Raw genomic sequence first — 22413 nt, forward strand, 5'->3', positions numbered from 1 at the left:
ATCACCCCGTGGCGATCTTTCGCAGCACCCGGCCCAGCCATCGGGCGTAACAGCGCTGGAGGACCGGGACGACCGGGCCGGCGAGCCGGGTGTACCAGCGGCCGGGGCGGCTGAAGGCCGTCACCGTGAACCACACGCTCCCGTCCGCCCGCAGGTCCACCACGAACGACTCCTCGCCGCACTCCGGGTGCCCGGGCAGGGTCCCGTAGGCGAAGCCGGTCCGGTCCGCCTCGTACGCCGTCCACACCACCTCGCAGGGGACGGCGATCGTGAAGGGCCCGAGCCCGGCGGCGACCTCGACCCGCGCGCCGGGCTCCGCCCGTACCGCCCCGGTCCGGATCCGCGCGCCGGACCTCCGGTGCAGCGCCCAGGTGGTGACCGCCGCGCCTGCCGCCTCGAAGGCGTCCCGGCCGTGGCCGACCGGGGTCGAGTGGCGCAGGTGGTGGTAGCCGGCCGGGAGCGGCGCGGTCCGGGTGGCGCCGACCTCCGGGTAGGTGAAGCGGCCGTGCGGGGCGGGGGCCGGTCCTGTCGTCATGCCGGGGTCTCCTTCAGTCGTCGCCAGGCCAGCACCGAGCAGAGCGCGAAGCCGAGGGCGTTGCCGAGGCCGTGGGTCGCGGCCATCCAGGTCAGGGTGGGGTGGGGCAGTCCGGTCGCCTCGCCGAGCGCCCAGCTCACGGCGAGCAGCATGGTCGCCACCAGGACGGCGGCCGAGACGGCGAGCAGGGCGCGGGTGGCCGGGTCGTCCTGGGCGCGGGCGATCTCGCGCCAGGTGAGCCGGGCGACGGTCCACATGCCCGCCGTCAGGACCAGTGTCCCGGCCAGCTCCACCCAGTCGTCCAGGAAGTAGCCGAGGAGGACGAGGAGCGTTCCGGCGGGCACGCTGTACGCGGCGAACCGGGCGGCGGGCCGGTCCACCGTGCGGCAGACCAGGCCGGCGACCAGTGCGGCGGCGAATCCGGCGAAGTGGAAGTGCGGCACGGTCAGCGCCAGGATCTCCAGGTCGAAGCCGAACAGCCCGTGCCCGAGCCGCTCGGCGACCAGCGCGAGGGCGGCGATCGCGGGCCCGGCCAGCGCGGTCAGCACGGCGACGTCAGCGGCCGGCGGGACGGCGGGCGGCGGCGCGGCGGGCGAAAGGGTGGCGGCCGGCGGGACGGCAGGCGCTGGGGCGGCGGCGGGCGGCAGGGCGGAGGCCGGCGGCTCGGCCGGGTGCCGCCGGTCCCGGCCGCCGGGGGAGGAGCGCCCGGCCCCCGCCGTACGGAGCAGCCGGCGCGGGATGTGCAGGGCGAGCAGCACGGTGCCCAGCGCGTAGCACCCGGCGAGCGCCCCGGCCGGGAGCCCGCGCGGCAGCCAGAGACAGACGGCGCCCGGTACGGCGAACAGCGGCCACATCCGGCTCAGCCGGGCGAGTCCGGGCAGGTCCATCAGCCGGAGCCCCATCGGGACGATCACCAGCATGCCCAGCGTGACGATCACGCCGACCAGTACCGACATCGGTGTCCCTCCCCCTCGTTCGAACGTGTTCAATTCTTCGTGCGGCTGAGCCTAGACGCTTTTTTGAACGTGTTCAAGCAGGGTGTCGGGCGCCGCCTCCGGTTGCGGGGCCGAGCAAGATCCGGCAGACAGGAACCACCGGAAGGAGGACCGCGTGCGCTCACCGACAGCCCGCCGCCGCCCGGGTGCCGCCGCCCTCGCGGCGCCGGTCGCGCTGCTGCTGGCCGCCTGGCTCCTGACCGGCTGCGGCGGCGAGGACGACGCCGGCCGCGGCGAGGCCGGGGCGCGCGCGGTGACCGACCTGGGCGAGGCCCGCCTCGAACCGGCGGGGGCACGCGGCGCCCACCCCTTCACCGAGTCCACCGTCCGCCGGGCCCAGGGCACCCGCGCGGCGCCGCCGCCGGCCGTACTGCCCGGATCGGAGGGCCCGTACGCCGTCGTCGGCTCGGCGCCCGGCCTCTACGGCGGCACCCGCTCCGTCCCCAGCTGCGACGTCGAGCGGCAGATCCGCCTCCTCACCGAGAACGACACCCTGGCGCGCGCCTTCGCCCGGGCGGCGGGCATCGGCCCGGCCGCCATCGCGCCCTGGCTGCGCGGCCTCACCACGGCGGAGCTGCGCGCCGACACCCGGGTCACCTCGCACGACTACCGCGACGGCGGCGCCGAGCCGCACCAGGCCGTCCTCCAGGCGGGCACCGCCGTACTGGTCGACCCGTACGGCGCGCCCCGGGTCCGCTGCCGCTCCGGCAGCCCGCTGCGCACCCCGGTCCTCGACCGGCCGTCCGGCGGCGACCGGGGCGCGGGAGGAGCCGCCCCCGCCGCCGGGGGCGCCGGTGCCGCCGTTGCCGCGAAGCCCTGGGCGGGGCACCACCCCGGCCGGGTCGTGATCGTCACGCCCACCGAGCAGGTGGTCACCGGCCTGCTGATCGTGGACCTCCGCGACAACACCTGGATCGAGCGCCTGATGGGTGGCGGAGGCGCCCGCGACCGGCGGCCCGCCTCGCCGCCCCGCTACGCCCCCGGCGACCGCCCCCTGGCCGTCGCGGCCGTGCCCCGGGCGCCGAGCGCGGCCGGGACGGTGGACCCGGCCGACTGCCCCACCTCGCTCGACGGCGGCGGTACGGTCCCGCCCGGCTGCCCCACACCGCCCCCGTCCCCGCCGCCCCCGGCCGACCCCGCGACCGACGCGCCCGTCGTGCCGGACGCGCCCGAGCCCCGTACGCCCGAGGGCCCCGCCGAACCCGCCGAACCCGCGCAGCCCGCCGAGCCGGCGGTCCCGGACGGGCCGGGCGCCGCCGACGGCAGCGGCCTCCCGGACGCCGCCGGGGAGGCGGAGGGCGCGCCGTCCGGAGCCGTGCCCGAGGTCGTCCCGGAAACCGTGCCCGAGCCCGAGCCTGCACCGGATGCCGTGCCCGAGGGTGCCCCGGAGACGGTGCCCGACGCCCTGCCCGAGATCGTCGCCGAGGCGGGCCCCGAGTCCGCGTTCTCCGACGGCTGACGGTCCGGCGCACGGTCGAAAAAGCGGACAAATGATGACAGAGTGGCTCCATGGTTGATCCGGCGGCGGATGCCCTGTCGCTCCCCGAGGACTGGCCCGTCCACCCGGATCAGAGCCTCGCCCTCAACCGCATGGGCAGCTTCGACTGGGACCTCGACACAGGGCTCATGCACATGGACCGGACCGCCCTCGACGTGTTCGGGATGGACGTCACCGAGTACGACGGGCGGCCCGAGAGCCTCGCCTCCCGCGTCCCGCCCAGCGAGTCGGTCCGGCTCGACGGGATGGTGGCGCAGGCCCTCAAGAGTGGGGGAGCGCACTACGGCGCGTACTTCCGCGTCCGCACCCGCGACGGCGACCTGCGCTGGACCCACACCCAGGGCTTCATCCGGCGCGACGAGACCGGCCGCCCCCGCCGCATCATCGGCATCGTCCGCGACGCCACCATGGAGCTGGCCGAGTCCAGCGCCCGGCGCGAGGTCGACGAGGAGCGCCGCCGCCAGACGAGCGTCGTGGAGTCCACCACCGCCGCCCTCGCCCACGCCCGCACCGTCCAGGACGTGATCGACGTCCTGAAGGACTCCCGCGGCCTGGAACACCTCGGCGCCACCAGCCTGGTCATGGGTCTCCTGGAGGCCGGCCGCATCCACCTCGTCGCCGACGGGCCCCGGGGCTCCTTCGTCCCCGGCACCCGCTACACCCGGGTGGACGAGCAGTACCCGATGAGCGAGGTGGTGCGCACCCTCGCCCCCCGCTTCATCGAGTCCCCCGAGGACTTCGCCGCCTCCTACCCCGTCCTCTGGCCCCACATCAGCGGGCTCGGCATCACCGCGGCGGCCTACCTGCCGCTGATCGCCCAGGCCCGGCCGATCGGCGCCCTCGGCCTGCTCTACAGCGGCAAGGACGGTTTCCCGCCCGAGGATCGCAACGTCCTGGTCGCCCTCGGCAGCAGCATCGCCCAGAGCCTCCAGCGGGCCATGCTCTTCGACCAGGAGCACGACCTCGCCGAGAGCCTCCAGCAGGCCATGCTGCCGCGCCGCATCCCCGAGGTGCCCGGCGCGCAGATCGCCGTCCGCTACCGCTCCGCCCGCCTCGGCCGCGACATCGGCGGCGACTGGTACGACGTCATCCCCCTGCCCGGCGGCCGGGTCGGCGCCGTCATCGGGGACGTCCAGGGCCACGACACCCACGCCGCCGCCGTGATGGGCCAGCTCCGCATCGTGCTGCGCGCGTACGCGGCCGAGGGCCACACCCCCGGCACCGTGATGGCGCGCGCCTCCTCCTTCCTGTACGAACTGGACACCGACCGCTTCGCCACCTGCACCTACCTGGAGGCCGACCTGGCGACCGGTGTGGTGCAGGTCGTCCGGGCCGGCCATGTCGACCCGCTGCTGCGCGACACCGACGGGAGCTGCCGCCCGGTGCCGGTGCAGGGCGGGATGCCGCTGGGCCTGTCCGCCGAGTTCGGGCAGCTCGACTACCCGGTGGGCCTGCTGGAGCTGGAACCGGGACAGGCCCTCCTGCTCTACACCGACGGCCTCGTCGAACAGCCGGGCGCCGACCTCGACGACGGGACGCGCCGGGTCGCGGAGCTGGTGCGCACCGGTCCGCAGGACCTCCAGCGCCTCGCCGAGCACCTGTGCGACGTGGTCGACGAGCGCGGCGGGGACGACGACGTGGCCGTCCTGCTGCTGCGCCGCCGGGGCGGCCGGGTCCCGGCCGGCGGGACCCGGCTCCAGCAGCACGTCGCCCAGAGCGATCCCGAGGCGCTGCGCTCGGCCCGCCACATGATCAGGGCGGCGGTACGGTCCTGGGGCGCGGCCGACCGGGCCGACGAGATCGAGCTGGCCGCCGACGAACTGGTGACCAACGCGCTGCTGCACACCGACGGCGGGGCCATCGTCACCCTGCGGATGCCCGACGGGCGGGGGCGGCGGCTGCGGGTCGAGGTCGAGGACCGCTCCAGCGCCCTGCCGCGCCGCCGGGAGGCGGGCCTGTCCGGCGTCACCGGCCGCGGCCTGCTGCTGGTCGACCGGCTGGCCGACGCCTGGGGCGTGGAGTCACGGGGCGCCGGGAAGTGCGTCTGGTGCGAGTTCACCGTCCCCGGGCCGGACGGCGACCCCGCCGCCGACCGCCGCGAGAGCCACGGCCGCGACCGCCGCCGGGGCCGCGACCGGCGCCGGACCCAGCGCCGCGACCCCGGGCCCTGACCCCGGGCCCTGACCGGGACACCCGGCGCCCGGACACCTCCCCGCAACCAGAAGTTGACCATCCGTGCACAAGCCGTGCTTGACCGTGACCGACCGGCGGCGATTGACTGCCCGTACCGCCGCCCTTCCCGGTGCGCGCCGCGCCCACCGCCGTACACCCCCCGATCCCGGACGCCCGTACCCTCCGGACGCCCGAGCACCCTTCCGAACCACTCCGCACGACATGGGGACCCCGTGAGCAGTGAGCTGCTGGCACCTCTCGACCTGGCCTTCTGGCACCTGGAGACGGCCGACCACCCCATGCACCTGGGGGCCCTGGCCCGCTTCGACCCCGGGCCCGGCCGCTCCGGCGGCCCCGGCGGGCCCGAGGAGATCCTCGCCCTGCTCGCCGGGCGCGCCGCGGCCGTCCCGCGCCTGCGGATGCGGGTGCGCGACGTCCTCCTCCCGGTCGGCGGCGCCGCCTGGCGCGCCGACCCGGACTTCGACGTGGACCGGCACGTCCGGCACATCCCGCTCACCGGCGGCGGCCACCCCGGCGGTTTCGCCGCCGAAGCCACCCGGACCGCCGCCGAACTGATGGAACGCCCCCTCGAACGCGGGCTCCCGCCCTGGGAGATGTACCTGCTCACCGGAGAGCCCGGCGGGCCGTTCGCGGTGCTCGTCAAACTGCACCACGCCCTCGCCGACGGGATGCGGGCGGTCGCCATCGGGGCCGGGATCTTCGACGAGATCGCCGGCGCCCGTCCGGCCGGCCGCCGCCCCCGCCCGGTGCCGCCCCGCTCCTGGCTGCCCGGCCCCGCGCGGGTCGCCGGACTGGCGGACGCCGCCCGCGACCGGATCGAGGAGCTGGGCCGCGCGCTGGGCGTCGGCGCCTCCGTCGTCCGGGCCGGCCGCCTCGACCCGCCCGGCACCCCCGCGCTCACCGCCGGGTCCAGCGGAACGCGCCGCCTGGCCACCGCCGACCTGGACCTGGAGGAGGTCCGCCGGGTCCGCCGGACCACGGGCGGCACCGCCAACGACGTCCTCCTCGCGGTCGTCGCCGGAGCGCTGCGCCAGTGGATGCTGGAGCGCGGCGACCACCTGCCGGCCGACGACCCGCGCGCGCTCGTCCCGGTCTCCCGGCGCCGCCCCGGAGGCGCGCCCGGCCCCGGCAACACCTTCTCCGCGTACCTCCTGGACCTGCCCGTCTCCGACCCCGACCCGCTGAACCGGCTGGTCGCCGTACGCCGGGCCATGGACCGCAACAAGGCGGCGGGCCCCACCCGGGGCGCCGGCGCCCTCACCGTGCTCGCCGACCAGCTGCCGCCGCTCGCCCACCGGTTCGGCGCGCCGCTCGCCCAGGGCGCGGCCCGGATGCTGTTCGACGTGCTGGTCACCAATGTGCCGCTGCCGCGCTCCAGCCTCTCCCTGGGCGGTCACCCGCTGCGCGCCCTCCACCCCATGGCCCCGCTCGCCCGCGGCCAGGCGCTGGCCGTGGCGATGTCCCCGTACGACGGACGCGTCCACATCGGGCTCGTCGCCGACGGCGAGGCGCTGCCGGACGTGGACCGGCTCGCCACCGCGATCGGCGACGAACTCGCCGGGCTGGTCAAGCTCACCGGCGACCCGGACTGACCGTACGGCGGGCCCCGCCCCCGCGCGTTCCGGGCGGCCCTGCGGCAGGCTGGAGGCATGCCCGAACTGCCCGAGGTCGAGGCCCTGCGCGCGTTCCTCGACGAGAACCTGACCGGCAAGGAGATCGCCCGCGTCCTGCCGGTCGCCATCAGCGTCCTCAAGACGTACGACCCGCCGCTGGCCGCGCTCGACGGCGGCACCGTCACCGCCGTCGGCCGGCACGGCAAGTTCCTCGACATCGAGACCGGCGGCCGGGGCGGCGAGCCGCTCCACCTGCTGATCCACCTCGCCCGGGCGGGCTGGCTCCAGTGGCGTGACGTCCTGCCCTCGGGGCCGCCGCGCCCCGGCAAGGGGCCGCTCGCGCTGCGCGTCGCGCTCACCGGCGGGGACGGCTTCGACCTCACCGAGGCCGGCACCACCAAACGCCTCGCCGTCCACCTCGTCCGTGACCCCGCCGACGTCCCCGGCGTCGCCCGCCTCGGCCCCGACCCGCTCGCCGGTGACTTCGACCGCGACGCCTTCGCCGCCCTCCTCGCCGGCGCGAAGGGGCGCCAGGTCAAGGGCGCCCTGCGCGACCAGAGCCTGATCGCGGGCATCGGCAACGCCTACAGCGACGAGATCCTGCACGCCGCCCGGATGTCCCCCTTCAAGCCGGTGGGCAACCTCACCGACGACGAGACGACCCTGCTGTACGAGGCGACGCGCACCACCCTCACCGACGCCGTGGAGCGCTCGCACGGGGTCGCCGCCGGACGGCTCAAGGCCGAGAAGAAGAGCGGGCTGCGCGTCCACGGCCGCACCGGCGAGGCGTGCCCCGTCTGCGGCGACACCGTCCGGGAGGTGTCCTTCAGCGACTCCTCGCTCCAGTACTGCCCCACCTGCCAGACCGGCGGCAAGCCGCTGGCCGACCGCCGCCTCTCCCGGCTCCTGAAGTAGCTCCCGCGGCGGCGGTCACGGCGCGGGCGTCAGGGCCGTACCGCCACCAGCCGCTCGCCTTCCACCGACCGCACCTCCAGCCGGTCGATCTCGCCCGGCCGCAGCGCCGTGCCGCCCTCCATGAACGGCTCGTCGCCCGGGTCCGTCGCCCAGGTCATGACCGGCCACGACCGGCCGTCCTTGCCCACCACCACCAGCTCGCACACGTGCGGGCCCTTCACCCCGGCCACCCGCAGCGCCACTTCGGTGCCCCACTCCCGCTCCCGCAGCGACACCGAGGCCGACGCCCCGGTGCCCGCGTCCGTCGCCGCCGCCCGCAGCACGCCCGGCTCGCCGCCGCCCGGCGAGGGCGCCGTCAGCAGCACGGCACCCGGCACCGCCACCGCCAGCGCCGCGGCCACCCCGACGGCCCGCACCCGCCACCGCCGCGCCGGCACCCCCGCCGCCCGCCGCCGGCCGCGCCGCCGCCCCACCGGGCCGCCCGGCACCCGCGCCGGGCCCGGGGGCCGCAGCGGTTCCCGGTCCGTGAGCTGGGCCAGCGCCGACGCGGTGAACGCGAAGTCCGCGAGACCGGCCGCGCAGGCGGCGCACCGTGCCAGGTGCTCCTCGCACGCCAGGGCGTCCGCGGGCTCCAGCACACCCAGCGCATAAGCGGCGACATGGTGATGCCGCTCCCGCAGACTCATGGGGTCGTCCTCATTCCCGCGCGGCGCGTGCGCGTCCGTGTGCCGGGCGCTTCCCCGAAGCCCCGGCGCTGCCTGGTGTCCCTGTGACCACCAGTACGCATCCGAGCTGTTTCTCGCTCAATCGCCGCGCCCCTACACTCCGCTCCATGGTGCGCGTACTGGCCGTCGACGACGAGAAGCCCGCCCTCGAGGAGCTGCTCTACCTGCTGCGCGCCGACCCCCGGGTGCGCAGCGCCGAGGGGGCCACCGACGGGACCGAGGCACTGCGCCGCATCGCCCGCGCGCTGGAGGCCGGACCGGACGGCGAGGACGCCATCGACGTCGTCTTCCTCGACATCCACATGGCCGGGCTGACCGGACTGGACATCGCCCGGCTGATCGCCGGCTTCGCCCGGCCGCCGCTCATCGTGTTCGTCACCGCCCACGAGGGCTTCGCGCTGCAGGCGTTCGACCTCAAGGCCGTCGACTACGTCCTCAAACCGGTCCGCAGGGAGCGCCTGGCGGAGGCGGTACGCCGCGTCCGCGACCTCGCCGAACCCGCCGCCCCGCCCCGGGCGGCCGAGCAGATCCCGGTCGAACTCGGCGGCGTCACCCGGTTCGTGTCCATCGACGACATCGCGTACGTCGAGGCGCGCGGCGACTACGCCCGGCTGCACACCGACGAGGGCAGCCACCTGGTCCGCGTCCCGCTGTCCACGCTCGAGGAGCGGTGGGCCCCGCGCGGCTTCGTCCGCATCCACCGCAGCCACCTCGTCGCCCTGCGCCGCATCGACGAGATCCGCCTCGACGCGGGCACCACCACCGTGCGGGTCGGCAGCGCCGAGCTGGCCGTGAGCCGGCGCCACGCCCGCCAGCTGCGCGAGCTGCTGATGCGCCAGGCGCGCGGCTGACCCGCCGGCCGGCCACCCGGCGCGCGGTACGGGCCGTCCCCGCGCACCCACGCCCCGGCCGGGGAGCCGCCCCCCGGGGCCCGGCCGCCGGGGGCTACCCCCGGAAAACGGTTCTGCGTAGACTCCACCCTCCGGACCGGCCGTCCCGCCGGCCCCTCCCGCCCGCCGACCCCGGACGCCGATGCCCGCAGAGCCCCCCGCCGCCCGCCGGCCGCGCCGCGAGACGGTCACCGGAGTGCCGCGCGCCACCCGCCGCCCGCCCGGCCACGCGCCCGCCCGCTCCGAGATCACCGAGCAGACCACCCTCGGGCACACCTACGTCCGGTCCCTGATGCGCAGTCAGCTGCGGGCCGCCCTCCGGGCACTCGCCGCCCTGGCCCTGCTCATCGGCTCGCTGCCGCTGCTGCTCACCCTCCCCGCCGCCCTCGGCCGCGGCGACGCCGGGCCCCTCGTCTGGGTGGCCCTGGGCGTCGGCGCGTACCCCGTGCTCTGGCTCATCGCCCGCCGCTACGTCCGCCGCGCCGAACGCAACGAGCGCGACTTCACCGGCCTGGTGGAAGGCCGCTGACCCGGTGGGCCGCACGTGAACCAGACCTACGCGGTGGCCGCCGTCGGCGCGGTCGTCGCCGCCACCGTGCTCATCGGCGCGCTCGGGCTGCGCGTCTCACGGACGACGTCCGACTTCTACGTCGCCTCCCGCACCGTGGGGCCGCGCCTCAACGCCGCCGCCATCAGCGGCGAGTACCTCTCGGCCGCCTCCTTCCTCGGCATCGCGGGACTGGTCCTCCTCCAGGGCCCCGAGATGCTCTGGTACCCGGTCGGCTACACCGCCGGATACCTGGTCCTGCTGGTGCTGGTGGCCGCGCCGCTGCGCCGCTCCGGCGCGTACACCCTCCCCGACTTCGCCGAGGCCCGGCTCGCGTCGCCCGCCGCGCGCCGGCTGGCCGGGCTGTTCGTCCTCGGCATCGGCTGGCTGTACCTCCTGCCGCAGCTCCAGGGCGCCGGGCTGACCCTGGAGATCCTCACCGGCGCGCCCGAGTGGGTGGGCGGGCTGGTGGTGGCGGTGGTGGTGACGGGGGCGGTCGCCGCGGGCGGCATGCGCAGCGTCACCTTCGTCCAGGCGTTCCAGTACTGGCTGAAGCTCACCGCCCTGCTGGTGCCGGCGCTGTTCCTGGTCGCCGCCTGGTGGGGCGACGGCACCCCGCGCGCCCGGTTCGACGCCCCGGCCGTGCTGCGGGAGCACACCACCGTCCGGGTCGACGACACCGTACGCGTCGACGTCGCCGCCCCGCTCACGCTCACCGTCACCGGCCGGGTGGACTCCACCGCGTACGACGGGGACCGGGTCACCCTCGCCGAGGGCGCGCACCGGGTCGAGGCCGGCACCACCCTGGGCCTGCCGGAGGGCGCGCACGTCCCGGAGCGGGCGCCCGGCGGCGACGACCCGCTCGGCTGGTCGCAGCCGCTGGCGGGCGGGGGCGACGGCCACCGGCTCTACGCCACCTACGGGCTGATCCTCGCCACCTTCCTCGGCACCATGGGCCTCCCGCACGTCGCCGTGCGCTTCTACACCAGCCCCGACGGGCGCACCGCCCGCCGCACCACCCTCGCCGTGCTGGGCCTGGTCGGCGCCTTCTACCTGCTGCCCCCGGTGTACGGGGCGCTCGGCCGCGTCTACGCGCCCGAACTCACCCTGACCGGCGCGGCCGACGCCGCCGTGCTGGTGCTGCCCGACCGGGTGGTGGGCGGCACGGCGGGCGAGCTGCTGGGCGCGCTGCTCGCGGGCGGGGCGTTCGCCGCGTTCCTGTCCACCGCGTCGGGGCTGACCATGTCGGTCGCGGGGGTGCTCAGCCAGGACGTGCTGCCCTCGCGGGGGCTGCGGCACTTCCGGCTGGCCGCCGTGCTCGCCGTGGCCGTCCCGCTGGCGGCCGGCACGGTGGCCACCGACGTGCCGGTCGCCGACGCGGTGGGCCTGGCGTTCGCGGTCTCGGCGTCCTCGTTCTGCCCCCTGCTGGTGCTGGGCATCTGGTGGCGGCGGCTCACCCCGCCCGGCGCGATGGCCGGGCTGGTGGCGGGCGGCGGGGCGGCGCTCACGGCCGTGATGGCGACCCGCGCCGGGCTCGCCCCGGAGGGCTGGCCGCACACCCTGATGGCCTGGCCCGCCGTGTGGTCGGTGCCGCTGGGCTTCCTCACCATGGTGGGCGTCTCGCTCGCCACACCGCGCCGGGTGCCGCCCGGCACCGCGGCCGTCCTCGCCAGGCTGCACCTGCCCGAGGACCTGGCGGCCGGCCGGCCCGCCGCGGCGCCCCCGGTGCCGGGCCGGCGCGAGGGGGCCGGCCGGTGAACGGGGCGCTGCTCGCCGCGGCGGCCGTCCTGCTCGCCGCCGCCGTGCTCACCGCCGGGTTCGCGCTCGGGCGGCTCACCGCGCGCCGCGCCGGGCGGGACGCCGCGGACCTGGGCACCCCCGTGGAGCGCGCCACCTTCCACACCCTGCACACCGCGTCCCTCGCGGCCCCGCCGCTGCGCGCCGGGCTCACCGAGGACACCGCCCGCAAGGCCGCCCGCGGGCTGCGCCCGCTGCTGGGCACCGAGGCGCTCTGCCTCACCGGCCGGACCGGGGTGCTCGCCTGGGACGGTCCCGGCGGCGACCACCACCGGGCGCAGGTGATGGAGCGGGTCGCCGAGCTGCTGGACTCCGGGCGGGGCCAGAGCGTGCGGGCCGTGTGCGACGAGCCGGGCTGCCCCCTGCGCTGGGCGGTGATCGCCCCGCTGACCGGCGAGGAAGGGGTGCTCGGCGCCCTGGTGGCGTACGGCTCGCGCGAGTCCGCGGTCCTCGCGCGGGCCGCGACGGAGGTCGCCCGCTGGGTCTCCGTCCAGCTCGAACTGGCCGAGCTGGACCGGTCCCGCACCCGGCTCATCGAGGCGGAGATCCGCGCCCTGCGCGCCCAGATCTCCCCACACTTCATCTTCAACTCGCTCGCCGCGATCGCCTCCTTCGTCCGCACCGACCCCGGGCGGGCGCGTGAGCTGCTGCTGGAGTTCGCCGACTTCACGCGCTACTCATTCCGGCGGCACGGCGAGTTCACCCAGCTCGCCGACGAGCTGCGGTCCATCGAGCAGTACCTGGCGCTGGCGGGCGCGCGGTTCGGCGACCGGCTCCAGGTGACGCTCCGGGTGGCGCCCGAGGTGCTGCCGGTGACGCTGCCGTTCCTGTGCCTCCAGCCGCTGGTGGAGAACGCCGTCAAGCACGGCCTGGAGGACTCCCGCACCACCTGCCGGGTGGTGATCACCGCCGAGGACGCGGGCGCGGAGGCGGTCGTGACCATCGAGGACGACGGCGTCGGCATGGAGCCGGACGCCCTGCGCGCCCTGCTGTCCGGCCGGCGCCCCGCGTCGTCCGGCATCGGCCTGTCCAACGTCGACGAGCGGCTGCGCCAGGTGTACGGGGACGACTACGGCCTGGTCGCCGAGACCGGCGTGGGCGCGGGCATGAAGGTCACCGTCCGTGTTCCCAAGTATCGCGCGGGTGTGCACCGCGATCCGCCCGCGCCCGTGAAGGAATGAAATCTCCCGGTATGGCTACGCGGGTGCGTGGCGGAGAACCTACCGGGAGGCAGCCATGCGGATACACGAGCACTACGAGCTGGACTTCGGGCGCGAGGACGTGGTGCGGGTGCACCGCACCCAGCGCACCGGGGCGGGCGGCCACCCGGTGTACGCGGACGACACCGGCATCGTCCTCGCGGAGATCAGCGACCGGGGCGAGGTGCGGATGCTCGCCAGCGGCGGGCACCAGGACCTGCCGCCGAGGGTCCGCGCCCGGCCCGTCCAGCCGCACTGAGCGCCCGCCGGGGGCGGCTCAGTACAGCCGGAGCGCCAGGTGCCCCAGCGGGAGCCCCAGCCGCCAGGACGGCATCCAGACCGCCTCCGACTCGTCGACCACCACACCGGACGCCGGCCCCGCCGACAGCGCGCCCAGGTCGGTGGCGAGCAGATGGGTCCCCTCCAGCCGCTCCCAGGTCTCCCGGGCGAGCGCCAGGCCCTCGTCCCCGTCGCCGTCGCGCGCGCTGCGCCCGGCCAGCCGCTCGCGCACCCAGTCCTCCCAGGGGTGGCCGTGCGAGGTGCGGGTCAGCCACTCCTCCAGCCGGTCCCCGGTGCCGGCGGCCGGCGAGCCGTCGGTGCCGTCGCCGAGGTAGACGGTCAGGGCGAGCGTCCGGCGGCCCGCCAGGTACTCCAGCGAGCCGGGTTCGACCAGGCCGCCGGCTCTCAGCAGTTCGTCCGCGACGTACTCGGCGCACAGCCACGCCATGGGGACGGCCAGCCCCCCGCCGCCGGTGCCGTTCGTGCTCTCGGGCCGCAACGTTCCCACCTTCTCCCGGACGTCCTGCGTGTGCGTGCGGTACGCGACGGCGCGCCCGCCGTCGTCAGGCACGAGCCTCTACCGTCAGGCACGGCCCGGGACCGCTGTTTGCTCAACTCGGCGGTGTGGTGTCGCCAACATTCCGGCCCGGACCGTGACACGGGTGCGGCGGCGCGCCGGGTGGGGGCGCTGGGGCGGGTGGGGTCAGGCCGGGACCCGGCGGGGGAGCGGCCTGCTGTACCCCGGCAGGCGGTGGCCGAGGGCCCGCAGCGCGTAGTGCGAGCGCGACTTGACCGTGCCGGGCGGTATGCCCAGGTCGGCGGCGGCCTCCTTCACGGACAGGCCGTCGAAGTAGATCCGCACCAGCACCGCGCGGTGCTCCGGGCTGAGCGCGCGCACCGCCGCCCGGACGTCCACGGCGGCGACGGCGCTCTCCGTGGCGTCGGAGGGGTCGGGCGTGCCGGCGAGGGCGCCGTCCCCGATCTCGGCGGGGCGCGCCAGCCGGGACCGCTGGGCGTCGATGGCGAGCCGCCGGCCCACCGTGAACAGCCAGGGCCGCATCGACGCGTACGGGGCCTCGAAGGCCTCGGGGTGCTGCCAGGCCCGTACCAGCGTCTCCTGGAGCAGGTCCTCGGCGCGCTGCCGGTCGCCGTAGGTCAGACCGAGCAGGAAGCTCAGCAGCGCGGGCCCGTGGTCCCGCTGGAGCTCCTCCAGGGCTCTCTCGTCGGTGGTCGCCGTCCTCATCGTCACACCTTCCCCGTGCCGTGCTTCCGCCCTCGACGCGTATCCGAACGCATCGGCCCCCGGAGGGACAGGCAGCGCACCGGAGTGTGCGACGAGCGGTCGCACCGAGCGGCGAGTGGTGCGGTGAGCGGTCACCGGACGGACGCCCGCGGGACCACCCGCCCCGTATGCCCGCATGCGGATGATTTTGCATATTTAAGGATTGACTGATCCTCATTTCCCGTAGGGATGCAGGGGAGCACCCCCGCTCCGCCCATGCCCCCGAAGCCCCACGGAGCCCGGCCGATGAGCACCACACCCCTGAGTCGGACCGCGCTGGCGGCGGCCACCGTCCTCCTCGCCGCCGCGGCGGGCTGTGCCGGTGCGCCGTCCGGCCCGCGCACCGCGACCGCCCCGGCCGGACAGGCCCGGCCGGCCGACCCGCCCGCGGCCACCTCGGCGGGCGGCCCGGCCGCCGCCGCGCCCCCGCGCGGCTTCACGCTCGTCGCCACCGGCGACGTCCTGCCGCACGCCTCGATCATCCGGCAGGCACAGGCCGACGCCGGCGGCACCGGCTACGACTTCCGCCCGATGCTCTCCGGCGTCAAGCCCGTCATCTCGCGGGCCGACCTGGCCATCTGCCACATGGAGACGGTGTACGGCAAGGACGGCGGCCCCTACACCGGCTACCCGGCCTTCAAGTCGCCGCCCGAGGTCGCCACCGCCCTCGCCGTCACCGGCTACGACTCCTGCTCCACCGCCTCGAACCACACCCTGGACGACGGCGCCGCCGGACTCGGCCGCACCCTGGACGCCCTCGACAAGGCGGGTGTCCGGCACGCCGGTTCGGCCCGCACCGCCACCGAGGCCGCCCGCCCCACCCTGCTCAAGGCCGGCGGCGCCACCGTGGGCCACCTGGCGTACACCTACGGCACCAACGGCTTCCCGCTGCCCGAGGGGCGGCCCTGGGCGGTCAACCTCATCGACGAGAACAAGATCCTGGCCGACGCGCGCGCGGCCCGTGCGGCGGGCGCCGACGTCGTGGTGGTCAGCCTGCACTGGGGCACCGAATGGCAGACCGCCCCCGACCAGCGGCAGCTCTCCCTGGGCCGGAGCCTCACCGCCGCCCGCACCGGGAACCGCCCCGACGTCGACCTGATCATCGGCACCCACGCCCATGTCCCGCAGGCGTACGAGAAGGTCAACGGCACCTGGATCGTCTACGGCATGGGCGACCAGATCGCCGGCGACATGATCAACTACAACGGAGCCTTCGACCCCCGGGGCAACGAGGGCACCATCGGGCGCTTCACCTTCGCACCGCCCGCCGAGGCCGGCGGGCGGTGGGACGTGACGAAGGCGGAGTTCCTCCCGCAGTGGTTCAACACCGGGACCGGCCGGGTGGTCGACCTCAACGCCGCCATCAAGGGCGGCCAGAACCTCACCGCCGTCCGCGACCGCATCCGGGAGGTCGCCCTCGGCCGGGGCGCGGCCAAGGACGGCCTGGTGATGGGGGAGTAGCGGACCGCCGCCCCGGCGTCAGGGCGCCGGCGGCCCGTCCTTCCGCGCCGGCCCGCCGCCGTCCGCCGCGGCCCCGGCCCTCGCCAGGTTCGACCGCCGGTACGAGTAGGCGAAGTAGACCACCAGCCCGAGCGCGAACCACACGGCGAACCGCGCCCACGTCTGCCACTGCAGGAAAGTGATCAGCCAGAGCGAGAACACCACGCCGATCGCCGGGACCACCGGCATCCCCGGCGTACGGAAGGTGCGCGGCAGGTCCGGGCGCCGGTAGCGGAGCACGATCACCGCCACGCACACCACCACGAACGCCAGCAGGATGCCGATGTTCGTCAGCTCGGCCGCCTCACCGATCGGCAGGAACCCGGCGATCACCGCCGACGCCACACCCGCGATCCACGTCACCCGGGTCGGCACGTGCCGGGTGGGGTGGGTCTTGGCGAACCAGCGCGGCAGCAGCCCGTCCCGCGACATGCTGAACCAGACCCGTGTGACACCCAGCATGAACGTGAACATCACGGTGAGGATGCCGATGATCGCGCCCACCGCGATGACGTCCGCGAGCGCGTCCAGCCCCACCGACTTGAACGCCGTGGAGAAGCCGCTCTCCGGGTCGACCTCCGTGTAGTTCTGCATGCCCGTCAGGACCAGGCACGCCAGGACGTACAGCACCATCGAGATGGCGAGGGAGTACAGGATCGCCTTCGGCATGTGCCGCTGCGCGTCCCGGGACTCCTCGGCCGCCGTCGACATGGCGTCGTAGCCGAACACCGCGAAGAACACCGTCGCCGCACCGGTGAAGGCGCCGCCCACGCCATAGGGGAAGAACGGCGTGTAGTTGTCGGAGGTGATGTGGAAGAAGCCCACCACGATCACCAGCAGCACCACCGCCACCTTCAGGATCACCACCACGGTCTCGAAGCGCGCCGCGTTCCTGATGCCGAGCGTGAGCAGATACGCGATCAGCAGGCACAGCACCGCCGCGAACAGGTCGACCCGGTGCCCCTCGCCGGTCCCCGGCGCCCCCAGCATCCAGGCCGGCAGCTCCGCCCCGAACTCGCCCAGCAGGAAGTTGAAGTAGCCCGAGATCCCGATGGCGACCACCGCCACGATCGCGGTGTACTCCAGCAGCAGGTCCCAGCCGATCAGCCAGCCGACCAGCTCGCCCAGCACCGCGTACCCGTAGGTGTACGCCGACCCCGCCTTCGGGATCAGCCCGGCGAACTCCGCGTAGCTGAACGCCGCGGCGGCGCTGGCCACCCCCGCGATCAGGAACGACACCAGCACCGCGGGCCCGGCCGTGCCGTTGGCGACCGTACCGGCCAGGGTGAAGATGCCGGCCCCGATGATGCCGCCGACCCCGATGGCGGTGAGCTGCCACAGCCCCAGCGTCCGGGTGAGGCGCTCCTCCTCGCCGCCCTCGTCGATCAAAGCGATGGGTTTGCGGCGCAGGATTCCCTGCCCCGCGCGGATCCTTGCCATGGACGTCACCTCTTCGCAGACGGCACCGGCTGACGGCGGATCATGATGGCCTCTCGCGGGGCCCGGGGGAAGACGACACACACCCCGCCGGGCGCGTAGTCCCATCGGGTGCAATCCGCCCGCCGGCCGGTGTGGGGAGGGGGCGCCCGGCATCCGCCGTGCGAGGTGTCAGTCATGAAAAACGATGAGATGCCCACCGGTCGGCGGATGGTGCTGCGCATCGCCGCCGCCCTGGGCGCCACCACCACCGCCGGGCTCTTCGCCCTCGACCGGACCGGATCACCGCCCCGGCCCGCCGTCCCCCGCCCGTCCGGCGCCCCCGGCGCCCCCGCCGCGCCCCCGGCCGCCGCGCCCGCCGGGCCGCGCCTGGCGCCCTCCTCGTACCGGCTGCGGCCCATGACCGCCCACGCGCCGTCCCGCGGCCGGCGCGGCCTGCCCCCGGTACGGCAGCGGCCCTTCCTGCGGGTCTCCGGCGCCGGCCGGTCGATGGTCCTCTCCTTCGACGACGGCCCCGACCCCCGCTACACCCCCGCCATCCTGAGCACCCTGCGCCAACACGGCGTCCGCGCCATGTTCTTCGTCTGCGGCGAGACCGCGGCCGTCAACCCCGACCTTCTGCGGGAGATGGCCGACGACGGGCACGTGGTCGGCAACCACTCCTGGTCCCACCCGCTGATCCCCAAGCTCCGGCCCTCCCGCATCCGCGACGAGCTGGGCACGACCAGCGACCTCATCGAACGGACCCTGGGAACGCCGCCGCTGTGGTACCGGGCCCCCTACGGCGCCTGGAACCGGCACTCGTTCGAGATCGGCGCCGAGCTGGGCATGGAGCCCTTCGCCTGGACCGTCGACACCCTGGACTGGAAGGAGCCCGGTACGGGAACGATCGTGCGCCGCGTCCTGGACGGCGCCGCCCCCGGCGTGGTCGTGCTCTCCCACGACGCGGGCGGCGACCGCTCCCAGAGCGTCGCCGCCCTCCGCTCCTACCTGCCGCGGCTGCTCGCCGACGGGTACCACCTCACCGTCCCGCGCCGGTGAGACGCGGCCCCCGGCCGTGGTGGCCCCCGCTCAGCGGGTGGCCACCAGCCGGGCGAAGGCGACCACGTTGCCGTCGTAGCCCCGGGTCCTGGAGTAGCCGCCGCCGCAGGTGATCACCCGCAGCTCGGCCCGCCCGGTGTCGCCGTACACCCGCACGCCGGGGAAGTCCTCCTTGGAGAACACCTCCACGCCGTACACCTCGAAGACGGCCACCCGCCCGTCGTAGCGCGTCACCTCCACGCGCTCCCCCCGCTTGAGCGAGCCGAGGCCGTAGAAGACCGCCGGGCCCGCCTCGTTGTCGACATGGCCCACGATCACCGACGTACCGCGCTGCCCGGGGGAGATGCCGTTCTGGTACCAGCCGGCCATGTTGGGGTCCTGCGCCGGAGGGGCGTCGATCCAGCCCTCCCGGTCCAGCCCGACGTCCATGACCGGGGCGTCGACGTCGATGGAGTCGATACGGATCCGGGACGCCGGAGCGTACGCGAGCGGGCGCAGCCCCGGCGGCGCGAGCGGCGCCGCACCGACCCGGCTGCCCTCGGCGACGGCGGCCGGGGCCGGCTGGGGCGGCCCGGGCTCGGTGTCGACGCCGTTGCGCATCATCGCGAGACCGCTCAGCATGACGAGAGCCACCGCGCCCCACGGTGAACGTCTCCTCATGTCGAAGCCACTGCGGTCCAGGCCCCTGCCCATGCTTCTCCCTTCGCGGCGTACCAGCACGCTAAGGGCGCGTCCGCGCACCGGCGATCAGAAGAGGGCGAACGGGTGGCGCGCGCCAGGGGTGATGACCCATCCGAGTCATCGTCCCGCGAAAGCCCCCTCACCGGCCCTGACGGTCCGTGACCTGCGACTCCGTCAGATATGGGCCCGTGGTGACGGCGTGTCGGCTCACCGGGGTGGACGAGTGCCGAAATGCGGTAATCCGACCGGCTTGTGAAGGTTCGTCGTGGAAGGCGTACTCGTCGAATCCTCCCGGAGCGCCGCTTCGGGGCGTCTTCCACTGGAGGTTCAACGATGCGTGCTTCACGCGTTCTCGCGGTGGCCGCCACCGCCGGAGCGGCCCTCGGGCTCTGCGCCCCGCTCGCCGCCGCCAACAACGGTCCGACCAACGTCACGGTCTCCCCGAGCCGGGTGCACCAGGGCGGTCAGCTCGCCGTCAGCGCCATGGGATGCGGCCACGGCGGCACCGTCACGTCCAACGCCTTCCCCAAGACGGCCCTCACGGTCAACTCCTCCGGCCACTCGGCCGCCACGCCCCGGATCTACGACCACGCCACCCCCGGGCAGTACAACCTGGCCGTCAAGTGCAGCGACAACCGGATGGTCGTCACCCGCACCTTCACGGTCGTCCGCGGCCAGGGCGCGGAGGGCGGCATCGGCGGCTCGATGGCGCCCAGCTCCACCGAGATGGCCGTCGGCGGCGCCCTGGTCGCCACGGCGGCCGTCGGCGGCGGGCTGTTCCTCAGCCGTCGCCGCCGTCTGAGCGGCGGAAAGGTCTGACCGGCCGAACCTCCCGGTCGGCCGCACACGCCCGTCGCCCCGAGTCCTGGTCGCTCAGGACTCGGGGCGACGGGCATGTCTCCGCGTGCCGGTGTGTCCGCGGGGTTCGCGGGTCCCGCGCGGCGTGGGGTCAGTGGCGGCGGCCCTCGGTGCGGCGGCGCAGCAGGTAGACGATCCCGGTGGCGGCGGCCACCACCAGGCCGGTGCCGGCCGCGATCTCGCCGGCGTTCAGCCCGCCGACGCTGCCGCCCACACCGCCGCGGACACCCTGGCTGGGCGCCGACGGGGACACCGTCCGGGTCGCGGTCACCGTGGGCACGGCGGTCGAGCTGGTGGCCGGGGAGCTGCTGGCCGGGGCGGCGATGGTGAGGTCCACCGTGCCCGGCGTACCCCCGGCACAGGTGAAGGACACCGTGTAGACCGCGCCCCGCCGGGCGTCCCAGTCCACGGTCGCGGTGGCCGAACGGCCCGCCGGGATGGTGACCGTGTCGAAGACGCCCGAGGAGGCCATCGCGGTGCCGGAGCAGCCCGGCGCCGAGAGCACCACCCTGCCCCCCGGCTGGACGGTCGACGGGCTGATGGCGAAGTCACCGGGGGCGAACTTGCCGGAAGCCACCGCCGGGGCGGGGGCGGTCAGGGCGAGAGCGGCCGCTCCGAGGAGAGCGGCGGAGGCGGCACCTATCGCGCGCATCGTCAATCCTCCGGGTCCCGAGGAGCAGCTGCGGAACGGATATCCACAAAGCGTCTGATATGCACCTCGATGCCGGAAACGCTAGGAGCGCTTTACCACAGCCGCGATCTCAGACGGTCGAATGGGGCACCGGGGTCACCCGTACGGCCGACAGGCCGTACGGGCCGGGTGCGCGGTGCGTCAGCCGAGGGCCTCGATGTTCGGGAAGAGGTTCAGGAAGGGGTCCGGCGTGGCCGAGATCCCCCGGCCGAACGGCGCGTCGAACGCCCAGATGAGGAACAGCAGGAAGGCGATCAGCGCGCTGAACAGACCGGCGAGCAGCAGCTCCCGGAACGTCCGCCGGATCTGCAGCGTGAAGATCAGCCCCACGGTGATCAGCGCACCGGTGATCAGCCCGAACCACACCACACCGGGCATCGTGGCGCCCGCGTTCTCGGCCCGGGCGCTGCGCGCGTCGTCGGCGACCGCCACCTGGTCCACCATCGGCTGGTACGCCTCGCCCTCGTGGGCGTCGGCCGGCCGGTAGTCCGACACGCTGCGGCGGACCTTCTCCAGCAGCTCGGTGCCCTCGGCGGTCAGCTCGCCCCGGTCGGCCATCGCGTCCCACTCGGCGTCCACCACGTGCGTGACGTACGCCTCCACGTCGGCGCGGATCCGCGTCCGCACCTCGGCCGGCCAGACCTCGGCCCGGGCGGACACCTCGTGCAGCGCCTGGGCCTCCTGGCGGACGCTCTCCTGGGCGGCGCTGCGGCCCTCCCAGACGCCGGCGATGGCCAGGCCCAGCACGATGGCGTACACCACGCCGATCATCATCGTCATGTACTCGAGGACGTCCGGGGTCTCGGACGGGTCGTCGTCGTCGCCGATCCGGCGGTTGTTGATGACGACGATGGTCAGGACGACCGCGCACGCGGCGGCCATCGCGAGGGACAGGACGAGCCATGGCGACACTGGGTTCTCCGGGCGGTTGAGGGGGTGGGGCGCCGGGGCGCCGGGCGGGACGGTGAAGACACGACCTAGCGGGACGAGCGGGGGCGCAGGAGGGCGGCGGCGAACACGGCCGGCGCCATGATCAGGAGCATCACGGTGACCGTGGACGGGCCGCCCGCCGGCTCGGCGCGCTGCGCGCGGCGGTAGGCGGGCAGCGGCACCGGGGCCGGGGGTGCCGGCGCGGGCCGTGCCGACGGGCCGGGCGCCGGGGGAGGGGCGGGCGCCGCCGGGGGCGGGGCGGCCGGCTCCGGTGCGGCGGGCCGGGGGGCCGCCGGTGCCGGGCGGGCCGGTGCCGGCGGCGGGACGGCCGGGCGCGGGGGCGCCGCGTCGTCCGGCGGCGGCTCCGGCGCGGGCGCGGGCGGTGGCGGCGGCTCGGGGGCGGGGGCCGGAGGGGTCGGGACCGGCTTCGGCGGCGGCGGGGGCTCCGGCGCGGGGGGCCGGCGCGGCGGGCAGGTCGCGTCACCGGCGACCGCGACCACCGGGTCGCCGGGGCCGACGTGGGCGACCGCGCACGCGTCGGCCGCCGCGGGCAGCGGGACGGCCAGCAGCCAGCCGAGGGCGAGGGCCGCGACGAGGCGGGCGGCGAGGGATCCGTACACGCCGACGATCATGATCGCCCGGACGCCCCCGGACGGTGCCGAACCGGCCGGATTCCCCTGATGGAAGGGTTTTGCGTAACCTCCGCCGCACCCGGACGAGAAGTTTTTCGGCACGCGTTGAACGCGCCCGGCCTCCCCACCCGTACATAGGGCCATGAACGGCGCACCTGGGCGTCGCCAAAGTACC

22 protein-coding genes are annotated in these 22413 nt (G+C 75.7%); 12 read left to right on the plus strand and 10 right to left on the minus strand.

Going from position 1 to position 22413, the window contains the following annotated elements:
- Nucleotide 1: 1 nt before the first annotated feature.
- Entirely contained in the window at nt 2-535 is a 534-nt protein-coding gene (locus ACF08D_RS05070; RefSeq protein ID WP_392221113.1) for a DUF1990 family protein, read from the minus strand.
- On the minus strand, nt 532-1491 hold the full coding sequence (locus tag ACF08D_RS05075; protein ID WP_392221114.1) for a YndJ family protein: 960 nt from the start codon (nt 1489-1491) through the stop codon (nt 532-534). The genes ACF08D_RS05070 and ACF08D_RS05075 overlap by 4 nt, the downstream gene beginning before the upstream one ends.
- A gap of 154 nt (nt 1492-1645) precedes the next feature.
- On the opposite strand from ACF08D_RS05075, the gene ACF08D_RS05080 reads away from it, so the two are divergent.
- The 4 genes from ACF08D_RS05080 (at nt 1646) to ACF08D_RS05095 (ending at nt 7749) form a co-directional block, all read left to right on the plus strand.
- A complete protein-coding gene (locus tag ACF08D_RS05080; protein WP_392221115.1) occupies nt 1646-2989 on the plus strand; it encodes a DUF6777 domain-containing protein in 1344 nt (447 codons plus the stop codon).
- Nucleotides 2990-3039: 50 nt separating this feature from the next.
- Entirely contained in the window at nt 3040-5199 is a 2160-nt protein-coding gene (locus tag ACF08D_RS05085; RefSeq protein WP_392221116.1) for a SpoIIE family protein phosphatase, read from the plus strand.
- Between the two features lie 234 nt (nt 5200-5433).
- On the plus strand, nt 5434-6813 hold the full coding sequence (locus tag ACF08D_RS05090; RefSeq protein ID WP_392221117.1) for a wax ester/triacylglycerol synthase family O-acyltransferase: 1380 nt from the start codon (nt 5434-5436) through the stop codon (nt 6811-6813).
- 57 nt (nt 6814-6870) lie between these two features.
- Nucleotides 6871-7749, plus strand: coding sequence for an Fpg/Nei family DNA glycosylase (locus ACF08D_RS05095; RefSeq protein WP_392221118.1), 879 nt, complete (start codon nt 6871-6873; stop codon nt 7747-7749).
- Between the two features lie 29 nt (nt 7750-7778).
- Here ACF08D_RS05095 and ACF08D_RS05100 read toward each other — a convergent pair whose 3' ends face one another.
- A complete protein-coding gene (locus ACF08D_RS05100) occupies nt 7779-8435 on the minus strand; it encodes an anti-sigma factor family protein (protein WP_392221119.1) in 657 nt (218 codons plus the stop codon).
- A gap of 146 nt (nt 8436-8581) precedes the next feature.
- Here ACF08D_RS05100 and ACF08D_RS05105 point away from each other — a divergent pair, with 146 nt between their 5' ends.
- From ACF08D_RS05105 to ACF08D_RS05125, 5 genes are all read left to right on the plus strand, one after another.
- Nucleotides 8582-9325, plus strand: a complete 744-nt coding sequence (locus ACF08D_RS05105) for a LytR/AlgR family response regulator transcription factor (protein ID WP_392221120.1) — start codon at nt 8582-8584, stop codon at nt 9323-9325.
- Between the two features lie 181 nt (nt 9326-9506).
- A complete protein-coding gene (locus tag ACF08D_RS05110; protein ID WP_392221121.1) occupies nt 9507-9893 on the plus strand; it encodes a hypothetical protein in 387 nt (128 codons plus the stop codon).
- A gap of 15 nt (nt 9894-9908) precedes the next feature.
- The gene (locus tag ACF08D_RS05115; RefSeq protein ID WP_392221122.1) at nt 9909-11669 is read left to right on the plus strand and encodes a cation acetate symporter; all 1761 of its coding nucleotides are present in this window, start codon (nt 9909-9911) and stop codon (nt 11667-11669) included.
- Complete coding sequence (locus tag ACF08D_RS05120; RefSeq protein ID WP_392221123.1) at nt 11666-12889, plus strand: sensor histidine kinase; 1224 nt, start codon at nt 11666-11668, stop codon at nt 12887-12889. Before ACF08D_RS05115 ends, ACF08D_RS05120 begins: the two co-directional genes overlap by 4 nt.
- A gap of 55 nt (nt 12890-12944) precedes the next feature.
- Nucleotides 12945-13166, plus strand: a complete 222-nt coding sequence (locus tag ACF08D_RS05125) for a DUF6296 family protein (RefSeq protein WP_392221124.1) — start codon at nt 12945-12947, stop codon at nt 13164-13166.
- Nucleotides 13167-13184: 18 nt separating this feature from the next.
- Here ACF08D_RS05125 and ACF08D_RS05130 read toward each other — a convergent pair whose 3' ends face one another.
- Complete coding sequence (locus ACF08D_RS05130; protein WP_392221218.1) at nt 13185-13685, minus strand: hypothetical protein; 501 nt, start codon at nt 13683-13685, stop codon at nt 13185-13187.
- Between the two features lie 204 nt (nt 13686-13889).
- Nucleotides 13890-14429, minus strand: coding sequence for a sigma-70 family RNA polymerase sigma factor (locus ACF08D_RS05135; protein WP_392221125.1), 540 nt, complete (start codon nt 14427-14429; stop codon nt 13890-13892).
- A 285-nt stretch (nt 14430-14714) separates the two neighbouring features.
- Between ACF08D_RS05135 and ACF08D_RS05140 the strand changes: the two genes are divergently transcribed.
- Nucleotides 14715-15929 carry a CapA family protein gene (locus ACF08D_RS05140; RefSeq protein ID WP_392221126.1) on the plus strand — a complete coding sequence of 405 codons (1215 nt, stop codon included), beginning with the start codon at nt 14715-14717 and terminating at the stop codon, nt 15927-15929.
- A gap of 18 nt (nt 15930-15947) precedes the next feature.
- On the opposite strand, the gene ACF08D_RS05145 is transcribed toward ACF08D_RS05140, so the two are convergent.
- Nucleotides 15948-17408 carry an amino acid permease gene (locus ACF08D_RS05145; protein ID WP_392221127.1) on the minus strand — a complete coding sequence of 487 codons (1461 nt, stop codon included), beginning with the start codon at nt 17406-17408 and terminating at the stop codon, nt 15948-15950.
- A gap of 174 nt (nt 17409-17582) precedes the next feature.
- Here ACF08D_RS05145 and ACF08D_RS05150 point away from each other — a divergent pair, with 174 nt between their 5' ends.
- Nucleotides 17583-18446: a polysaccharide deacetylase family protein gene (locus tag ACF08D_RS05150; protein WP_392221128.1), complete on the plus strand. Its 864-nt coding sequence runs from the start codon at nt 17583-17585 to the stop codon at nt 18444-18446.
- 30 nt (nt 18447-18476) lie between these two features.
- Here the strand turns inward: ACF08D_RS05150 and ACF08D_RS05155 are convergent, their stop codons facing one another.
- Nucleotides 18477-19139: a class F sortase gene (locus tag ACF08D_RS05155; RefSeq protein ID WP_392221129.1), complete on the minus strand. Its 663-nt coding sequence runs from the start codon at nt 19137-19139 to the stop codon at nt 18477-18479.
- A gap of 321 nt (nt 19140-19460) precedes the next feature.
- Here ACF08D_RS05155 and ACF08D_RS05160 point away from each other — a divergent pair, with 321 nt between their 5' ends.
- On the plus strand, nt 19461-19946 hold the full coding sequence (locus ACF08D_RS05160) for a hypothetical protein (protein ID WP_392221130.1): 486 nt from the start codon (nt 19461-19463) through the stop codon (nt 19944-19946).
- 130 nt (nt 19947-20076) lie between these two features.
- Here ACF08D_RS05160 and ACF08D_RS05165 read toward each other — a convergent pair whose 3' ends face one another.
- From ACF08D_RS05165 to ACF08D_RS05175, 3 genes are all read right to left on the minus strand, one after another.
- Nucleotides 20077-20637: a hypothetical protein gene (locus tag ACF08D_RS05165; protein WP_392221131.1), complete on the minus strand. Its 561-nt coding sequence runs from the start codon at nt 20635-20637 to the stop codon at nt 20077-20079.
- A gap of 180 nt (nt 20638-20817) precedes the next feature.
- Nucleotides 20818-21588, minus strand: coding sequence for a hypothetical protein (locus tag ACF08D_RS05170; RefSeq protein WP_392221132.1), 771 nt, complete (start codon nt 21586-21588; stop codon nt 20818-20820).
- 65 nt (nt 21589-21653) lie between these two features.
- Nucleotides 21654-22226: a hypothetical protein gene (locus ACF08D_RS05175; RefSeq protein WP_392221133.1), complete on the minus strand. Its 573-nt coding sequence runs from the start codon at nt 22224-22226 to the stop codon at nt 21654-21656.
- Between the last annotated feature and the right edge of the window lie 187 nt (nt 22227-22413).

Source organism: Streptomyces sp. NPDC015131 (genome assembly GCF_043079975.1).
In the GTDB taxonomy this organism is placed as follows: domain Bacteria; phylum Actinomycetota; class Actinomycetes; order Streptomycetales; family Streptomycetaceae; genus Streptomyces.

What these genes read in the sequence shown, in the direction of transcription:
- ACF08D_RS05070 (WP_392221113.1), bottom strand. Translation starts at nt 535, where the DNA reads ATGACGACAGGACCGGCCCCCGCCCCGCACGGCCGCTTCACCTACCCG.
- ACF08D_RS05075 (WP_392221114.1), bottom strand. Translation starts at nt 1,491, where the DNA reads ATGTCGGTACTGGTCGGCGTGATCGTCACGCTGGGCATGCTGGTGATC.
- ACF08D_RS05085 (WP_392221116.1), top strand. Translation starts at nt 3,040, where the DNA reads ATGGTTGATCCGGCGGCGGATGCCCTGTCGCTCCCCGAGGACTGGCCC.
- ACF08D_RS05095 (WP_392221118.1), top strand. Translation starts at nt 6,871, where the DNA reads ATGCCCGAACTGCCCGAGGTCGAGGCCCTGCGCGCGTTCCTCGACGAG.
- ACF08D_RS05100 (WP_392221119.1), bottom strand. Translation starts at nt 8,435, where the DNA reads ATGAGTCTGCGGGAGCGGCATCACCATGTCGCCGCTTATGCGCTGGGT.
- ACF08D_RS05105 (WP_392221120.1), top strand. Translation starts at nt 8,582, where the DNA reads ATGGTGCGCGTACTGGCCGTCGACGACGAGAAGCCCGCCCTCGAGGAG.
- ACF08D_RS05110 (WP_392221121.1), top strand. Translation starts at nt 9,507, where the DNA reads ATGCCCGCAGAGCCCCCCGCCGCCCGCCGGCCGCGCCGCGAGACGGTC.
- ACF08D_RS05125 (WP_392221124.1), top strand. Translation starts at nt 12,945, where the DNA reads ATGCGGATACACGAGCACTACGAGCTGGACTTCGGGCGCGAGGACGTG.
- ACF08D_RS05135 (WP_392221125.1), bottom strand. Translation starts at nt 14,429, where the DNA reads ATGAGGACGGCGACCACCGACGAGAGAGCCCTGGAGGAGCTCCAGCGG.
- ACF08D_RS05140 (WP_392221126.1), top strand. Translation starts at nt 14,715, where the DNA reads ATGAGCACCACACCCCTGAGTCGGACCGCGCTGGCGGCGGCCACCGTC.
- ACF08D_RS05145 (WP_392221127.1), bottom strand. Translation starts at nt 17,408, where the DNA reads ATGGCAAGGATCCGCGCGGGGCAGGGAATCCTGCGCCGCAAACCCATC.
- ACF08D_RS05150 (WP_392221128.1), top strand. Translation starts at nt 17,583, where the DNA reads ATGAAAAACGATGAGATGCCCACCGGTCGGCGGATGGTGCTGCGCATC.
- ACF08D_RS05155 (WP_392221129.1), bottom strand. Translation starts at nt 19,139, where the DNA reads ATGGGCAGGGGCCTGGACCGCAGTGGCTTCGACATGAGGAGACGTTCA.
- ACF08D_RS05160 (WP_392221130.1), top strand. Translation starts at nt 19,461, where the DNA reads ATGCGTGCTTCACGCGTTCTCGCGGTGGCCGCCACCGCCGGAGCGGCC.
- ACF08D_RS05165 (WP_392221131.1), bottom strand. Translation starts at nt 20,637, where the DNA reads ATGCGCGCGATAGGTGCCGCCTCCGCCGCTCTCCTCGGAGCGGCCGCT.